The following is a 15,533-nucleotide window of genomic DNA, read 5'->3' on the forward strand; positions in this document are numbered from 1 at the left end:
TGAGTGATGCCACTTCTTCCTCGTTTCCTGTTCAGGACAACCCTATTGGGTCCCTGTCCGGAAACTTCGTGGCCCCTCAGGCGGGGCGGCTGTCCGCGACCCCCAGGGCGCGTAGCGGCGTTGTCAGGTTCGTGGTCGGGGGCTGCGGGATGATCGTCTGGTTGATGGTTCCGGGGAGGGGATCTGGTCCATCACCAGACGGGCATGGAGTTCGACGTCGTAGCGAACGCCGTCGTACTCGAGCTTCTGCCTCTGCCGTCCCTCCACCGCGAAGCCCGCAGCACGAGCCACTCGGCATGAGGCAGGATTGTTCACCCGGTGCCCAAGCTCCAATCGGAAGAGCTCCGCATCGTCGAAAGCCCAGCGGGCCACTGCGCGGCAGGCACGGCAAGCCACGCCCCGGCCACGAGCCGACGCGGTCGTCCAGTAGGACACCCATCCGGTTGAATGACGCCGATCCACCGGGCCGACACGCACCTGGCCCACAACGAGGCCGCCCTCGTCGATCACGGCGAAGGAATACGCAAGGCCCGCATCCCACTGGTCACCACAAGCCGCTATCCACCGCTCGGCCGCCTGGACGGAATCAACCGGCTCGCTGGACTGCCCACGCATGAGTGGATCCGCGAACGCGGTCATCACCGCTGAGACGTCCCCGGCCTTCCACCGCCGCAGCACCAGGCCACCGGAAGCATCCACACGATCTCGCATGACGCGAGTCTTCCTCGGCAGGCATCGTCTGTCACACGGTTTCCAGCAGTCGGCGCCCCAGAGGGAGCAGCGTGGCCCTCATCGACGGGGTGCGCCTGGCACCGACTGCCTCCGGTCTGTGGCCCGTCGGGCTGACCGCACACGGCCGGTTCGCCCGGCCCGGGAGGGCTGTTTCCCGGAGGTGTGGCAGCAGGATCGGGCCACCGTGTCCAGAGCCTCAACCTCGGGCGGTGAGGGCGGTGACGGCGGCTTCGATGGCGGCGCGCGCGGCGTGCTGCGGTTCCGGCGGGGTCCCGGGAGGCTGGCGGACAGCCATCCACAGCAGGCCGTCGAAGAGGGCGAGGAGCAGTTCGGCTGCGGCGTGGGGGTCCTGGTCAGGGGCGAGTTCGCCGGTTGAGCGGGCGTAGGCCAGGAGTCGGCGCAGGTTGTCCCGGGCTTCGGTGTCCAGTTCGTGCAGCGCTTGGGCGAATGCCGGGTGGACGGTGGCTTCGGCGTAGAAGGCGACCCAGATGCGAGCCTCGGCGAGTCGCCGCTCGTCCTCCGGAAGGAACGTGAGGAGCGCCTGGCGCAGTCCCTCGGCGAAGGACAGCCGGTCCGGGCCGACGGCGATCTGGCTCATCCTCTCCCGAGCCTTGGCGACGGCCTGGTCGAGGGCGAACCGGAGCATCTCCTCCTTGCTACGGAAGTAGCGCTGAACGGCGCCGAGCGACAGGCCCGCCTCGTGCGCGACGGTGCGCATGCTCACGGCGCTCAGTCCCTCCCGCGCGACGATGCGGAACAGGGCGTTCGCTACGGCGCGGCGTCGCGCGTCCTTGTCCACTGACCTGGGCATGTGCGCATTCTGCCGCACCTCCATTAGAGTACGATCGTATCGATACACACGTATTCTCGGAGGGGCTCATGACATCACCGACTCTGGAGCCACTGACACCGCCGGAGTCCCGCCCTGCCGCGGCTCGTGACGGGGCACCGGTCGGCGACAGCAGCCGGCCCGGCCGTCCCCCGCGATGGCGCGCGGCCCTGAGGGGCATGGCTCTCGCCGCCGCCGTGATCCTCGCGCTCCTGGCCGTTCTGGGCGCGGCAGTGGTCCTGCTGCCGCCTCCGTCCTGGCTTGCATGGCAACTGGGGCTCCTCGTGCTGGAGTTCAGTCTGGTGTTCGCGCTGCTCGCTGTGCTGGGGCTGGGGCTCGCCCTGACCGCACGCGCACGTCGTCCGCGCTCCTGGGCGCGGGGCCTGGCCACTTCGGCCGCGTGGGTCAACGCGCTGGCGCTGTGCGGCGCGCTCCTGCCGCCCGCTGCCCTGTGGTCCGCGGCCCGGGACCATGGAGCCGACCTGTCGCTCGGCGGTTACTTCGCCGGGCTGTCCTTCAGTGCCGACCGCGAGCCGGTGACCCGCACCTACGCCCGCATCGGCGGCGAGGACCTTCGACTGGATGTCTGGGAGCCGGCTGAGCGCGCTGACTCGACGCGCCTGCCCATCGTGGTCAACGTGCACGGCGGCTCCCAGGACTTCGACCAGAGCATGTTCCCGCGCTGGGACACCTGGCTCGCCGACCAGGGCTATGTGGTCTTCGACGTCGACTACCGGTTCGACTTCCCTGCCGGCCAGTGGCAGGGCCCGGCCGCGGACGTCAAGTGTGCGATCGGCTGGATCGCCGAGCACGCCCCGGAGTTCGGCGCCGATCCCAGCCGGATCGCCGTCATGGGGCAGTCCGCAGGCGGGCTGACCACCCTGCTCGCCGGCACCACGACATCGCGGGAGGTCACTCCGTCATGCCCCGGGCCGCAGCCTTCACCGGACGCCCTGATCGCCTGGTACGCACTGACCGACGTGACGAACGAAGCCGCGGAGCTGCCGTGGCGGCAGCGGCACTCCCCCATCGGCGCCGAGTTGCAGGAGCTGTTCGAGGAGACGATGGGCGGTTCCCCCGACGAGAAGCCCGAGCTGCACCGCGCTGCCTCCCCCATTACCTACGTCCGCGAGGAAATGGCACCCACCCTGCTGATCCAGGGTGGCTGGGACCTCTTCGTCACGGGGGAGGACCACCGGCGCTACGCCGAGCGCCTGCGCGCGGCGTCCGTGCCGCACCGCCTGATCGAGCTTCCTCTCACGGAGCACATGTTCGATATGAACTGGGGTGGCTTCGCCAGCCAGATCGCCCGCCAGGAGATTCTCCGGTTCCTGGACGAGCACCTTGCCACCACCTGAATCTCCGGCACCTCTGCCCCCCACCCAGCAGCTCGCCCGGCCGGACACTCACGCGCTCAGGCCAGATGCAGACCGCGCTCGCCACAGCGGAGCCCACGCTCCAACGTCTGGCCCAAGCCCCTGAGACGGTGGCCGACGTCCCGGCCGAGCCGCCTTTCGTGGTCGGTCGTGAAGTCGGCACGCCGAGTGCGGTGGTGGGGTCGGTGGCACCTGAGCGGGCTGCGGGCATGGCAGTTCCCCGGCCACCCCCTCAACCAGGCAACCGAGCGTCCCGGTCCTGCACGCTCGCCGCGGTCACTGCGAAGGGCAGGACCAGGCCGAGGCAGTCCGCCACCAGGTTCCGCTTACGCCCGCCCGACCGGCACCAAGGCGGCCGCAGCCCGCAGCACGGTGGCCGCTACCAGGCCGGTGCCGGTCCAGGCTAGCGCGGCACATCGGCCCGCCAGCCGCGGCCCTTCAGCCTCCACGGTTGGTCCTCTCCTCCGCCGTGACATGAGAAGCGGTTGTCGTACCGCAGCGAGCTCGCATGATTGAACAGGGTTCCTGCCCCTGTCCGGCCACGCCCGCGGCCTGCCGTAGCCTCTACGGATGCAAGTCGTGGAGGGCGGAGGTCAGCTGACGGTAGTGCGTCCTCCGTCGGGCGGGTTCCCACGGCACAGTCACGACGAGTACGTGATCAGCGTCAACCTCTGCGGCCTGGAGCGGGTCCGGCTGGATCACACTTCGTTCGACGTGAGCCTGGACGAGGTCACCGCCTATAACCCCGGCCAGGTGCAGTCGTGCACCACCCAGGTCCCGCCCGACGCGTCCTTCGCGGCCGTGAGCTGGTATGTCCCGTCAACGACGGTGGAATCGTTGACGGGCGGGGCCCCGGTCGACTTCGAACGGCCCGTCGTCCGCTCTCCGCACCTACGTGGTGACTTCCTCGCCGCCGCCAGAGCCTTGCGCGAGCCAGCGCCGGACGGGCACCTTCCGCCGGCTGAATCCGCCGTCCTGGTCCAGGAGCGGCTGGTGCTCGTGTTGTCGCGGCTGCTCGACCTGGCTGCAGGGCGGCGCATGCGTGCTCCAGAGCCGGCTGACGCCCGAATCGCCGCGGTGCTCGACCGGCTCCGCGCCGACCTGTCCGGCACGCCCCCGCTGGCCGAGCTGGCCGATCAGGCTGGGATGTCGCGGGAGCATCTGATCCGGACGTTCACACGCGCCACCGGCACCCCGCCCTACGCCTGGCACCTGTCGGCCCGGCTGGCCGAGGCGCGGCGCCGGCTGCGCAAGGGTGAGCCCGTCGCCGATGTCGCGCACGTGCTCGGCTTCGCCGATCAGGCGCATTTCCACCGCCACTTCGCTGCGGCCTACGCCATCACACCGGGCCGGTACCGTCGGCTGTGCCAGGTCAACATCTGACAAGACCGCACAGACCGCCCCCGCCACAGTGGTCGGCATGACCGAGATCTTCATGGTGGCTCTGTGGTTGGGGCTGGTGTTCAACGCGGCGCCGGGCGCGGTGTTCAGCGAGTCTCTGCGGCGCGGGATCCGGGGCGGGTTCGGCCCTGCCTTCGCGGTCCAGGCCGGCTCGCTGATGGGCGACGCCGTCTGGGCGGTGCTCGGCCTGGCGGGCGTGGGGACGCTGTTCGCGGTGCCGGCCCTGCGCGTGCCGCTCACCGTGGCCGGGTGCTTGCTGCTGGCCTGGCTGGGAGTGTCGGGCCTACGCGACGCGCTCGCGCGGAAAGGGCCCGATCCGCTGGCGGAGCCGTACGGCAAGCAGGACCGCAAGGCCATGGCCGTGGGGCGGGCATGTCGCTGGCAAACCCATGGAACATCATCTACTGGTCGGGCGCGGCCGGCGGGGTGAGTGCCGTGCTGGGCCAGACCGACGTGGCGGAGCTGGGCGTCTTCTTTGCCGGGTTCATGGCCTCCTCAGTGCTGTGGTGCCTGATCGCGGCGGGGCTCATCGTGGTGCTGCGCAGGGCGCTGCCGCCACTGGCCGTGCGTGTGCTCGAGGCGTGCTGCGGTGTCTCGCTACTCGTCTTCGCGATTCTCCAGCTGAGCCGACTCATGTGACGACATACCGGCCATCGGGTTTGACGACTCGGGAGGGGTACCAGCCACGGGTGGCCTCCGCTACGCCTGCGCGGAGAGCGGCAACGTCAGCCCCACCTTGATCGGGCGCATGACGATGCTGGTGGAGAACCGCCGTACATTGGGGTTGTCGAAGAAGGTCCGCTGGGTGAACTCCTCGAAGTCCTCCATGTCCCGGGCCGTCACGATCAGTATGAAATCGTACGCTCCCGTCACGTAGTAGCACTGCTGGACGTTCTCGTCGGCGTCCATCTGGTAGCGGAAGGCGTCGTGTACGTCCGACCGCTCGCGCTCCATCTCCACCTCGACGATGAACGTCATCGCCAGGCCGAGCGCCTTGGGATTCAGCACCGCTACCTCGCGCCTGATCACGCCGGTCTCACGGAGCCGCTTGATGCGCCGCTGAACCGCGGCGGTGGACATGCCCACTTCGGCGGCGATCGACTCGGCGATCGTGCGGGCGTCCCGTTGGAGGCGCCGGAGTATGGAGTAGTCGAGCTGATCAAGACTGGGTGTGCGCATGACCGCAGGATAGGGCCGGACCACGCAGCTCGGCCGCAGAATCTATCGATCAGGCGCGGTCCGGCCGCGCCTGGCCCTTCTAGTGTTTCTCACCATGATGAGAAGTTGGCTGAACACGGCCCGAGACATCTACTCCCCGACGGAACGCGAGCTGGTCGGCCTCGACCACGCTGCGTCTGCTCGCGCCTACTTCCACCGTCATCCGTCGTACCGTCCCACCCCGCTGCGCTCGTTGCCCGCTCTGGCCGGTACGGCGGGCGTCGCCTCGATCCGGCTCAAGGACGAGAGCGCGCGCATGGGTCTGAGTAGCTTCAAGGCTCTGGGCGGTATGTACGCGGTCGCCCGGCTGGTGCGTGCCGAGGCCCAGGAACGCCACGGCCCGCACGCCACCGAGGAGGAGTTGCGTGCAGTCGCCGCACGCACTCCGTTCATCTGCGCGAGCGCCGGCAACCACGGCCTGTCGGTGACGACGGCAGTGCGCCAACTCGGCGGGACCGTCGTCGTGTTCCTCAGCGAAGGCGTCCCCGAGCAGTTCGCCCGCGGCCTGCGTTCGCTCGGAGCAGAGGTACAGCGCAGTGGACGCGACTACGAGCAGAGCATGGCCGCGGCCCGGGAGGCCACCGAGAGACACGGCTGGCGTCTGGTCTCCGACAGCTCCTGGGAGGGGTACACCGTCGTTCCGCTGAATGTCATGCGCGGCTACACCGTGCTGTTCGAGGAGATCGAAGACCGTCCCACGCACATATTCGTCCAGGCGGGAGTGGGCGGACTGGCCGGTGCGGCCGCCGCCTATGCTCGCGATCGCTGGGGCGAGCGGCCGCGGATCGTGGTCGTCGAACCGCAGGCCGCCCCGTGCCTGCTGGTGAGCGCGCGTGAAGGACGGCCGGTGCGGGTCGAGGGCGGACCGACCGTGCTCGGACGTCTGGACTGCCGCGAGCCCTCCCTGCTTGCCTGGCAGCTGCTGTCCCGCCTGGCGGATGCCTTCGTTACCGTCACCGACGAGGAGGCCGAGGCCGCCGCGCGGCTCCTGGCCGCCGAGGGCGTCCGGGTCTCCGCCTGCGGCGCGGGCGGAGCAGCGGGCCTGCTGGCGCTGGAACCCGCTGTGCGCACCGCGCTGGGCCTGGGAGCAGACGCCCGCGTCCTCGTCATCGGCACCGAAGGGGAGTTGTGATGCCCCGACTTGCACGGCTGGTGCGTTATCCGCTGAAGGGCTTCGCCGGCCAGGAACTGGACCGGACGGCGCTCCGGGTCGGCGGTGGCCTGCCCGGCGACAGGTCTCTCGCCCTTGCGGACGGGCGCGTCCCCGTGGACCCAGAAGGCGGCTGGACCCGCTGCGAGGCGTTCGTCCGGCTGACGACCAACCCCGATCTTCCGCTGTTCCGCCTGGCCGCCGACGAACGGGACCTGACTCTGGTCTCACCCGACGGGGAAGAACTCACGATCGCCCTCGACAATCCGGCGGCCGCTGGTGAAGTGCTCGCCGGGTGGTTCCCTTCCTCGTCCACCCGGCTGGTCAGGGCGGACGCCGGTTACTGGGACCACGAGGACGCCCACGTCTCGCTGATCAACCTGGAGACGGTCCATGCTCTGTCGGACGCGGCAGGGCAGTCACTCGACCCCTTGCGTTTCCGCGGCAACCTCTACCTTCAGGAGATGCCCGCGTGGGAGGAACTCGGCCTGGTCGGGCACCGGATCAGGATCGGTGAGGCGGAGCTCGACGTGCTGCGGCCCATCGACAGGTGCCGGGCGACCTCGATCAACCCCGTGACCGCCGGCGCGGACATGAACGTACCGCTGCTGCTCGGACGGGAGTTCGGGCACATCTTCTGCGGTGTCTACGCCAAGGTGGCCAAAGGGGGGCCGCTGGCCCCGGGAGCCCCCGTCGTCGACCTCGGACGGAACGCCGCAGCCGCCGCGGTGGATGCGACGCAGGGCGGCCCTGCGCAGTGGCCCCGACCGGCACGGATCGTCTCCCGCTCGCGCGAGAGCCGCGACGTGGTGAGCCTGTGGCTGTCCGACCCGCTGGCGGGCCGGCGCGAAGCATCGCTGCCCGGCCAGCACGTGCGCGTGCACGGCCGGGACGATGACGGGCCGCTGTGGCGCTCCTACACCGTGTCCGCGACCGATGGCGACCTCCTGCGCATCAGCGTCAAACGGGACGGCCGTATGTCAGCCCTGCTCCATTCCACCGCTGATCCCGTGCTCATCAGCGGACCCTTCGGCCACATGACCCTGCCGGAAGCCGACGACGGCCCCCTGCTGATGGCCAGCGCAGGCATCGGGATCACGCCGATGATCGCGATGCTCAGAGCCTGCGCCGACCGCGGTTCCACCCGCCGCGTCACGCTCCTCCACGGCGCCCGTGACGGACGCGCCCTGGCGCTGTGGCCGGAAGCCGAGGAACTGGTGCAGCGACTGCCGAACGGTGAGGCGCGGCTGTTCCTCAGCCGACCCGAACCCGGTGACATCGCGGCGTACGACGCCACCGAAGGCAGGGTCGACCTCGGTGTCCTCACCGACGCGGCTCAGCTCGCCGCGGCCCACCTGTGCGGTCCCCCCGCCTTCATGCGCCAGGCCAAGTCGGCACTGATCGCAGCCGGAGCCGACCCCGGCCTGATCCACTACGAGCTGTTCACGTCACCCGACGCGGCCCACGCGAATGCCGTGAAACCACCCGCACCCGGCCCCTTCACCGTCCACTTCGCCGCCAGCGGCGTCCGGGCCCGCTGGGACCCGGACGCCGGAAGCCTGCTCGACCTGGCTGAGGCCCAAGGACTCCAGCCACGAGCCGCCTGCCGGAGCGGCGCCTGCCGTTCCTGCTTGCAGACCGTGTCCGCCGGGACCGCCGCCTATCTGTCGCAGCCGCTCGCGTCCATCCCCGCGGACTCGGTCCTGCTGTGCAGCGCTGTCCCCACCAGCGACCTGACCATCCAGTGCTGAATGGGCCGGTTACCCAGTTCATCGGTCACTGCCAGGACCCGCTTCAGGGTATCGAGCGTCCCGCGCGCCCGGCAGTGTGCGCTCAGCGTGGGCCCCCGTCCCCTACCCGTAGTACTTCAGGGCTACATGGAAAGTGAGCTCCCAGGCGGGACGTCGGTCATGACGCGTGATCCATAGCTTCGGTACCGCAAAGCACGACAGAAGTCTGGTACCAGAGGAGATCCGCCATGCCGTTACACCCGCGAGGGAGCCGCCTGTGCCGCGCCCTGCTCGCAGTGCTGGTGACCGCTTCGGTGGCCGTGCCATTGTCGTGTGCGGCTCGTCCTGCGGCTGTCCCGGCGCCGGCGCCGGCCGCCCTCGGCCCGATGCGGGCCGCGCCCCCCGCCGCTCTCGCCGAGCGGTACGCTGCCAACCGCGAAGGTATCAGGGCGGCTGAGCGGATGGCCGCGAACTGCGGAGACAAGAGGCGGGCCGCCACACTGCGCGCGATGGTGGACCCGGCGCGCCAGTTCCTCTCCTTCGACGGCCGATACGGCGGGCGCACTGCCGAGGTCTTCGGCGACCTCTCCCGGGCCGAGCGGATCGCGGTTCTGGTCCCGGGCTCGGACACCAGCCTTAACACCTACGAACGCTTCCAGGCCGGTGCGATGGTGCTCCAGTAGGAGTTGGGCGGCCGGTCCGGTCTCGCCCGCCTTCGGCGCCCGGCTCTTCACCGCCGGCGATGGCGGTCACAGCGACTACCTGAAGCCCGGTTCCGTACCCCTTCGGAACATCGCTCGGATTGTCTCCGGGCAGATCCCTTCCGAGGAGGGTCGTCGTGCGTGACCTCATCCGTCGGATCAATTCCGAAACTCCGCCCGACCGCGACCGTGCCGTCGACGCGCTGCGCGCCCTGGCCATTCTTGGTGTGGTGCTCGGCCACTGGCTGGTGACCTCCCTGGCAACCGACAGCGGCACGGTGCGCGGCACCAGCCCGCTTCAGCACATGCCTCGACTCGCCCCGGTTTCCTGGGTTCTCCAAACCTTGGCGGTGTTCTATCTGGTGGGCGGACGGGTCGGGACGCAGAGTTACGAGTCCGCTCGCGCCCGAGGCACGACGTACCGGCAGTGGCTGGGCGCCAGGCTGGACCGGCTGTTCAGGCCGGTCATAGCCGTGCTGGTGGTGTGGACCGTGGCGTCGGGCGCGATGCTTGCCTCCGGGGTCGGCCTGGACACCGTACAGACGCTGGTCAAGCTGGTGCTGTCCCCGATGGTTGGTGGCCCGCCGCTGTGCGATTGCTCAGGGAGTGTTCGCGGTCGCCCAGGAGCGGAACAAGGCGAGGGCTTCGGTGAGGTTGCCGGGGCCGCATCTGGCGTGAAAGGTCTTCTCGGAAGTCCACGCCCAGACCCAGTCGTGAGGGCTGCGGTTGACGTCCTGGCGGGGGTACTCATGTTGCTCCAGGTCCGTTTCCTCCAGGTCGATGGTGACGGTCCAGCCGGGGTTGTCGAGCGTGGCGATCTTCACGCCCCACTCGTGCTCCCACTCCTCGTTGCACTGCGCGGCGTACCAGTGCTGCAGCCAGTCAAGAACATCCTCCGAATCACTCACGACAGGGGATGCTAGTGCTCTGACCATAGGTTCGCCGGGTTGTTCAGGCCGCGGTGGCGAGGGGGCGTCCGCCCCAGCGGATGCCCTTCTCGCTGCGGATGCGGGCGCGTTCCTTGCGCTCGGCGGCCAGGACGTCGCGGTGGCGGGCGTTGGCGTTGCGCCAGCGCAGGTAGGCGTGCAGGGCCCGGGTCTGCACGGTGTGGTTGGGGTGGTTGGAGTTGGCGATGGTGAACTGCCTCAGCGGTCCGAAGTGCGCCTCGATGGGGTTGGCCCAAGAGGCGTAAGTCGGGGTGAAACACAGCTCGACCTTGTTCTTCTTCGCCCAGCGACGGATGTCGGCGCCCTTGTGAGCAGACAGGTTGTCCATGATCACGTAGATCGGGGCACCGTCCGGGCGGGCGGCGCGGATCGATTTGAGCGCAGCCAGCGTGTTCACGGGAGGCGCTCAGCAACGCGATGCGGCACGCGCCCGGAGCGGCGTGCGGGTGGAGATCGGGTACCAGCCGGACAGTCTCACTATCCGCGTCGCCAACACCGCACCGGACAAGCTCGGCCCTCCCTCGCAGGGTGCCGGACACGGGCTGCTGGGCATGCGCGAACGCGCCACCATGCTGGGCGGCGATCTGGCCGTCGGCCCTACCCCGGACGGCGGCTACGAGGTGACCGCGACCCTGCCCGCCAACGCCCCGAAGCTGCCTGCCGACTCTGTTGAGGACAGCCCATGACGACCATCCGTGTACTGATTGCCGACGACCAGATGATGGTCCGCCAAGGCTTCACCGTGCTGCTCAACGCCGAACCCGGCATCGAGGTCGCCGGCCAGGCCGTGGATGGCCTCGACGCTGTCGCCAAAGTCGCCGAACTTGTCCCTGATGCCGTATTGATGGACATCAGAATGCCAGGTTTTGGCGGCATCGAGGCGACCCGTCGCATCACCAAACCCGCCGGCACCACCGTCAAGGTCCTCGTTCTGACCACCTTCGGCCTGGACGAGTACGTGTACAAGGCGCTCCGCGCGGGCGCGTCCGGGTTTCTCCTCAAGGACGCGGCGGCCGATGAACTCTCCCATGCGGTACGGGTGGTGGCGGCCGGCGACGCCCTGCTCGCCCCGAACATCACCAAGCGCCTCATCGCCGAGTTCTCCCCGGTGACCGCCACGCCGCGCGCTCCGCTCAAGGACCGCGTCGGCGGCCTGACGGAACGTGAGACCGAGGTCCTGTCCCTGATCGCGAACGGCCTGTCCAACGGGGAGATCGCCGAGCGTCTGGTAGTGGCGGAGCAGACCGTGAAGACCCATGTGAGCCGGATCCTGGTCAAGCTGGGCCTGCGCGACCGGACCCAGGCAGCGGTCTTCGCGTACGAAACGGGACTGGTGCGCCCGGCCGGATACTGAACTCCCCTTCCGGAGAGGACCCCAAACTGCCGCTATCGGCTGCTGCACGCAGCCGCCCGCATCACCCGCGGAGGCCGCCAAGGGATGCGTTACGCCGCAACTGTAGCGGAATGGCGCCTGCTGCCCGGACGACTTGTTCCCCAGTTCCGGCTGTTCGGTGGGCCGATGGTCATGCGCGGTGCGCGTGTGTCGCCAGGCTCTGCCGCGAGGACGCCAGCGCGATGCCGAGCGTCGTCCCCCGCGCCCCACAGCGCTCCCCGTCCGGCGTGGCGCGCCGTTCGGCGATGTCGGCTCGCTGCCGGGCGCGCAGCGCGGTGGCGTCCGGGCGTGCTCGATCTCTTGTTTCGAGCCGCTGCTTTGGCAGCGTGAGTTCAGGGCTGTGCTATGCCTGATGCTCCGTTGCGCCGAGGTTCGGAAGCTTCTCCATGAAGGTGACGGCCCGGCGAAGGAGCGGAACGGTGACCGACCCGGCACCCACGAGCGCAATTTGCAGCGCTTCGAGCACTTGGTCGCGAGCAACACCCTCTTCGTCGCACCGCTGAAGGTGGTAGTAGACGCACTCTTCGCAGTCCTTCATAACGGATACCACGAGGCCGAGCAGTTCCTTCACCGATACAGGAAGCGCACCGGGCTCGTACGCCGATGAATCCAGCGCGAAGAAGGGTTCGAAGAGCGAACCGCTCTGGCGCAGCCGCTCGTTGCCCTCGGCCTTGGCCGCGCGGAAAGCTTCCGGGGAAGGCGTATTGGTCATCGAAGTCACTCCACAACACGTGATGGCCCTGCTCCGCTGACAGGGTCGGCGGCGCACGGCCCTGGATATTTCTGCGCTGTCCCGTGCTTGGGCAGCCCTTGAGCTTGATCTCTTCAGCGGGCCGCTTCTTGGGGCCCTGGTCCGTCGAGACCGTTTCTACGACAATCACGGAATCCGTGATCGTACCTGGCTTGAAGGCCTTGGACGACTTTGCGGTCTCCTTCCCCACCACGCTCTCGTCGGCCAGCCCCCAGACGTGGACTCGTCGAAGACCAGCCGGTCCTCGACCTGACCGCCGTCCATTCCGATGGTTGTCTCCAGGGCGACTGCGCCCGGCCGACCTTGCGCGTCCTTGACCTGGCCGATGATGGTGAGCCCTTCTGCTCCTGAGAACACGGCGCAGTCAAGTCGCCCTCGTATCAGTACCGCGCGCTGCCGGGACTGCCGCAGCGGCTGGCCATACTGGCTGATCCGCGGCACGGCACGGCACGGGAAGCGTCACCCGTTTGCGGGCGTGCTGCTGATCGCGTGCTCGGCCGGGCCCGCTCGTTCGCCGCGATCGGCCAGCGGGCCATGAACGCTCCGCAGGAGGCTCTCGCCCGGCCCGGTGCCCGCACCACCAGCGTGTTCGCCTTCCGCGTCGCGCCGAGCCCGGAAACGCCACCTTCCCCGCGGACTGACCGACCTGCTCGGCGCCGGCCCAACCGGGTCCTACACCCTGGCCGTGGACGGCAAGAGCGCCCGCGGCTCGCGCAGCGGCGACAGCTCGGCCGCACATCTGCTGGCCGCGATGACCGATGCCGGGACGGCCGTCACCCGACTGCGGGTGCCGGACAGACCAATGAAATCACCTGCTTCGCCGCCCTGTTGGAGCCCTACGACCTTGACCGGCGTGACGGTGACCGCCGACGCCCTGCACACGCAGCGCGCACACGCCCACTTCCCCGTCGAGGAAACAGCGGGCCACGCGAACATCGCCGTCGGCCTCCCCGAGATGTCCTACGAATCTTCCGCCGCCCGCTCGACCTCCTGGACCTCACCTGACCAGCAACAATCCAAGATCACGAGACTTTGCCGCAGCCATGGACGCCCCGCACGCCCGCCGATGGCCACCTGGCCGGGAGGTGAGCGTGGAGGACCAGCGCTGGTGCTCGTGGCACCACGTTGTCACGGAGGTCGGCGGCGGTCCAGGCATCATGCACTAGGCCTGCCGCCACTGCCGCACTGACTTCGGGCTCGTGCCCCTCGACGCGGCGGTCGAGGAGCCCGTGAACAAGCGGCACCCGACCGGCCCCGAACACCTTGTCGAGGCGCGTGTGCGGCGCGCCTTCGAAGCCCGTATGCAAACGATCACTCCCTGTTGCGGTCGCCGCTGCGCCGCCTCGCCCTGCCGCCGGCCGCACTCGCCACCACCGCGGCCATCGCCATCGGCTACATCATGCTGGCCCCGAACACCCGACACACCTGCACCCGCGCCGCCCACTCCCCCGTCGACCGGCACGGGACCGACGGGGAAGCCCTCGGTCTCAGCAGCCCCGAAGGCATCTTCGACGCCGCCCCTAGGCTAGTGCGGCATCAGGTGTCTGATGCCGCACCAGCTAAGCGGCCTCGGGGAGCCGCTCAGCGGGTCGCGGGGGCCTCGCCCGCGCGGTCGGCGGCGGCCGTGGTGAGGATCGCGGACGTGCCGACGACCGTTCCGGCTGGGCCGGCACGGTCGTCGACGAGGACGGTGCGCACGCCGAGGAACACATACGTGGTCCGGTCGAAGATCCACTGCTTCTGCCGACCGTGGGTGGTGCGGGCGATGGTGACGCCCGCGCGGCCGGCGGCGTCCTTGGCGGTGCCGGCCATAGTCACGCCGGGGATCTCGGCGGCGGCCCGGTAGAGCGCGGCGGACACGTGCGGCGGCGCGGCGGTCTCTGCGAGCAGCTCCCCGATCGCCTCGAAGGCCCGCTGATCGGGGTCCTGGCCCTGGCCGCGGGTCTGCTCGCGGATGAGGGCGAGGAGGGCGTCGGGGTCGGTGGGGAGGGAGGCGACGAAGGTGTGGGAGGGGTCGGAGACGGACGGCGCGGAGGAACTCGCGTCGACAACCTGCGAGTCGGGTCGGCCGTCCTCACGCACGAGCCCGGCCCGACTCCCGTCGGCGGAGAGCCAGACCTGGCGGGTCCGCACGGACGAAAGCGCGAGCGGCCCCCCGTCGGCGCTCTGTCCCGCATACGCGACCTTGCTCTCGACGTACACGAACTGCTCCGGTCGAATGGCGGCCGGGGTCCGCGCCCCGGCGGCCAGCGCGATCCGATCGAGCAACTGCGCGGTGGGGGCAGCCTGATGGTCGCCGTCGGCGGACCGCTCGCCGCTGACGACCACGACCCCGGCAACGGTGACAACACAGGCGACGAGGGGCACAAGGACCCGAAGGCGGAGGCCCCGGGGCCGTCGAGCAGGGCCGGCCCGCAGTGCGTGCCACAACACGGCCTGCTTCAACAACCGCCCCCGCTCACACGGGAGATCGGGCACGGGCGGCGGTGGCAGCAACGCAGCAAGCTCACGCCGCTCGGCCTCATCGGCAGGACGGCGGGGGACGGCGGCGTTCATCGGCGGTTCTCCAGGGGGTGAGTGGGGGAGGGGGCGGCGGCTGAGCGGGCAGAGAGCTGGGCGTCGGCACGCGAGTCGGCACCGGCGTCTGGCGGAACGGCGGCTCCGGCCTCCCGGCCGGCTGCGCCGCCGGCTCTCGGACGGCGGGCGGCGCGGGCGTCCGGCGGGGCGGCCGGTTGCGGCCGACGGTGGGGTTCGCGGCCGGGCCGCGGCCTGGCCGCCTCCTTGTCGGCCAGCTCGCGGAGGCGGGTGCGGGCTCGGGAGAGGCGGGAGCGAACGGTGCCGACAGGGACGCCGAGGGCCTCTGCGGCGGCGGCGTAGTCGAGGCCCGCCCAGACGACCAGGGTGAAGACCTCGCGGTCGCGGCGTCTCAGGTGGGACAGCGCCACCTGAGCGGCCCTCAGTTCCTCTGCGTCCGCCAGCTGCGCCACCAGGTCGTCCGCGAAGTCCGGGACCGAGCCGCGCTCCGGCAGGCGGGCGAGGGCGTGTTCGCGGAGCCGTCGCGTACGGGCGTTGCGGCGCATGACGTTCGTCGCGATGCCAAGGAGCCACGGGCGCAGCCCGTCCCCCTCCGGCCGCAGCTTCTCACGGCCCCGCCACGCCTCCAGGAACGTCGTCGAGACCACGTCCTCCGCCTCCGCCCAGTTCCCCGTCACGCGCAGGGCGTACCGGTGGAGCACTTGGGCGTGCTCGTCGTAGAGTTCGGCCAGCGCCTCGGGGTCGCCGCGGCGGAAGCGATTCCTCATGAA

The 15,533-nt window shown here is 70.0% G+C and carries 15 protein-coding genes and 3 pseudogenes; 10 read left to right on the top strand and 8 right to left on the bottom strand.

The genetic code is table 11. From position 1 onward, the window contains the following. Positions 1–123: 123 nt before the first annotated feature. Together FVS66_RS17445 and FVS66_RS17450 are read right to left on the bottom strand one after the other, a co-directional pair. Positions 124–711, bottom strand: a complete 588-nt coding sequence (locus FVS66_RS17445) for a GNAT family N-acetyltransferase (protein ID WP_149182106.1) — start codon at positions 709–711, stop codon at positions 124–126. 217 nt (positions 712–928) lie between these two features. Next, positions 929–1,543 carry a TetR/AcrR family transcriptional regulator gene (locus tag FVS66_RS17450; RefSeq protein ID WP_149182107.1) on the bottom strand — a complete coding sequence of 205 codons (615 nt, stop codon included), beginning with the start codon at positions 1,541–1,543 and terminating at the stop codon, positions 929–931. Between the two features lie 197 nt (positions 1,544–1,740). Here FVS66_RS17450 and FVS66_RS17455 point away from each other — a divergent pair, with 197 nt between their 5' ends. The 4 genes from FVS66_RS17455 to FVS66_RS35505 all read left to right on the top strand — a co-directional run bounded on the left by FVS66_RS17455 (position 1,741) and on the right by FVS66_RS35505 (position 4,977). Beyond that, a complete protein-coding gene (locus FVS66_RS17455) occupies positions 1,741–2,919 on the top strand; it encodes an alpha/beta hydrolase (protein WP_149182108.1) in 1,179 nt (392 codons plus the stop codon). A 588-nt stretch (positions 2,920–3,507) separates the two neighbouring features. After that, complete coding sequence (locus tag FVS66_RS17465; protein ID WP_149182109.1) at positions 3,508–4,320, top strand: AraC family transcriptional regulator; 813 nt, start codon at positions 3,508–3,510, stop codon at positions 4,318–4,320. A 37-nt stretch (positions 4,321–4,357) separates the two neighbouring features. After that, positions 4,358–4,768, top strand: coding sequence for a LysE family transporter (locus tag FVS66_RS17470; RefSeq protein ID WP_222946944.1), 411 nt, complete (start codon positions 4,358–4,360; stop codon positions 4,766–4,768). Then, on the top strand, positions 4,711–4,977 hold the full coding sequence (locus FVS66_RS35505) for a LysE family transporter (RefSeq protein WP_222946945.1): 267 nt from the start codon (positions 4,711–4,713) through the stop codon (positions 4,975–4,977). Before FVS66_RS17470 ends, FVS66_RS35505 begins: the two co-directional genes overlap by 58 nt. 60 nt (positions 4,978–5,037) lie before the next feature. Here the strand turns inward: FVS66_RS35505 and FVS66_RS17475 are convergent, their stop codons facing one another. Further along, a complete protein-coding gene (locus tag FVS66_RS17475) occupies positions 5,038–5,517 on the bottom strand; it encodes an Lrp/AsnC family transcriptional regulator (protein ID WP_149182110.1) in 480 nt (159 codons plus the stop codon). 94 nt (positions 5,518–5,611) lie between these two features. On the opposite strand from FVS66_RS17475, the gene FVS66_RS17480 reads away from it, so the two are divergent. The 4 genes and pseudogenes from FVS66_RS17480 to FVS66_RS36050 all read left to right on the top strand — a co-directional run. Beyond that, complete coding sequence (locus FVS66_RS17480; protein ID WP_222946946.1) at positions 5,612–6,688, top strand: diaminopropionate ammonia-lyase; 1,077 nt, start codon at positions 5,612–5,614, stop codon at positions 6,686–6,688. Then, positions 6,688–8,457 (top strand): MOSC domain-containing protein, encoded by a 1,770-nt coding sequence (locus FVS66_RS17485; RefSeq protein WP_149182111.1) that lies wholly within the window; start codon positions 6,688–6,690, stop codon positions 8,455–8,457. The genes FVS66_RS17480 and FVS66_RS17485 overlap by 1 nt, the downstream gene beginning before the upstream one ends. A gap of 365 nt (positions 8,458–8,822) precedes the next feature. Beyond that, positions 8,823–9,119 carry an alpha/beta hydrolase gene (locus FVS66_RS36595; protein WP_316248193.1) on the top strand — a complete coding sequence of 99 codons (297 nt, stop codon included), beginning with the start codon at positions 8,823–8,825 and terminating at the stop codon, positions 9,117–9,119. Between the two features lie 155 nt (positions 9,120–9,274). Continuing rightward, positions 9,275–9,709, top strand: a pseudogene (locus tag FVS66_RS36050) (acyltransferase family protein); the annotation flags it as partial. A gap of 27 nt (positions 9,710–9,736) precedes the next feature. Here the strand turns inward: FVS66_RS36050 and FVS66_RS36055 are convergent. Both FVS66_RS36055 and FVS66_RS17500 read right to left on the bottom strand, forming a co-directional pair. Next, on the bottom strand, positions 9,737–10,045 hold the full coding sequence (locus FVS66_RS36055) for an immunity 53 family protein (RefSeq protein WP_262387049.1): 309 nt from the start codon (positions 10,043–10,045) through the stop codon (positions 9,737–9,739). A gap of 43 nt (positions 10,046–10,088) precedes the next feature. Then, positions 10,089–10,478: pseudogene (locus FVS66_RS17500) on the bottom strand (transposase); the annotation flags it as partial. A gap of 2 nt (positions 10,479–10,480) precedes the next feature. Between FVS66_RS17500 and FVS66_RS17505 the strand changes: the two are divergent. Then, positions 10,481–10,770: pseudogene (locus FVS66_RS17505) on the top strand (ATP-binding protein); the annotation flags it as partial. Then, entirely contained in the window at positions 10,767–11,438 is a 672-nt protein-coding gene (locus FVS66_RS17510) for a response regulator transcription factor (RefSeq protein ID WP_149182114.1), read from the top strand. The pseudogene FVS66_RS17505 and the gene FVS66_RS17510, both read left to right, overlap by 4 nt. 382 nt (positions 11,439–11,820) lie before the next feature. On the opposite strand, the gene FVS66_RS17515 is transcribed toward FVS66_RS17510, so the two are convergent. From FVS66_RS17515 to FVS66_RS17530, 3 genes are all read right to left on the bottom strand, one after another. Beyond that, positions 11,821–12,189, bottom strand: coding sequence for a carboxymuconolactone decarboxylase family protein (locus FVS66_RS17515; protein ID WP_149182115.1), 369 nt, complete (start codon positions 12,187–12,189; stop codon positions 11,821–11,823). 1,620 nt (positions 12,190–13,809) lie between these two features. Next, positions 13,810–14,784, bottom strand: coding sequence for a CU044_5270 family protein (locus FVS66_RS17525; RefSeq protein WP_187645565.1), 975 nt, complete (start codon positions 14,782–14,784; stop codon positions 13,810–13,812). Continuing rightward, positions 14,781–15,530 (bottom strand): sigma-70 family RNA polymerase sigma factor, encoded by a 750-nt coding sequence (locus FVS66_RS17530; protein ID WP_222946947.1) that lies wholly within the window; start codon positions 15,528–15,530, stop codon positions 14,781–14,783. Before FVS66_RS17530 ends, FVS66_RS17525 begins: the two co-directional genes overlap by 4 nt. Positions 15,531–15,533 lie beyond the last annotated feature (3 nt).

The organism is Streptomyces sp. TRM49041, from assembly GCF_008271805.1.
Classification (GTDB): Bacteria; Actinomycetota; Actinomycetes; order Streptomycetales; family Streptomycetaceae; genus Streptomyces.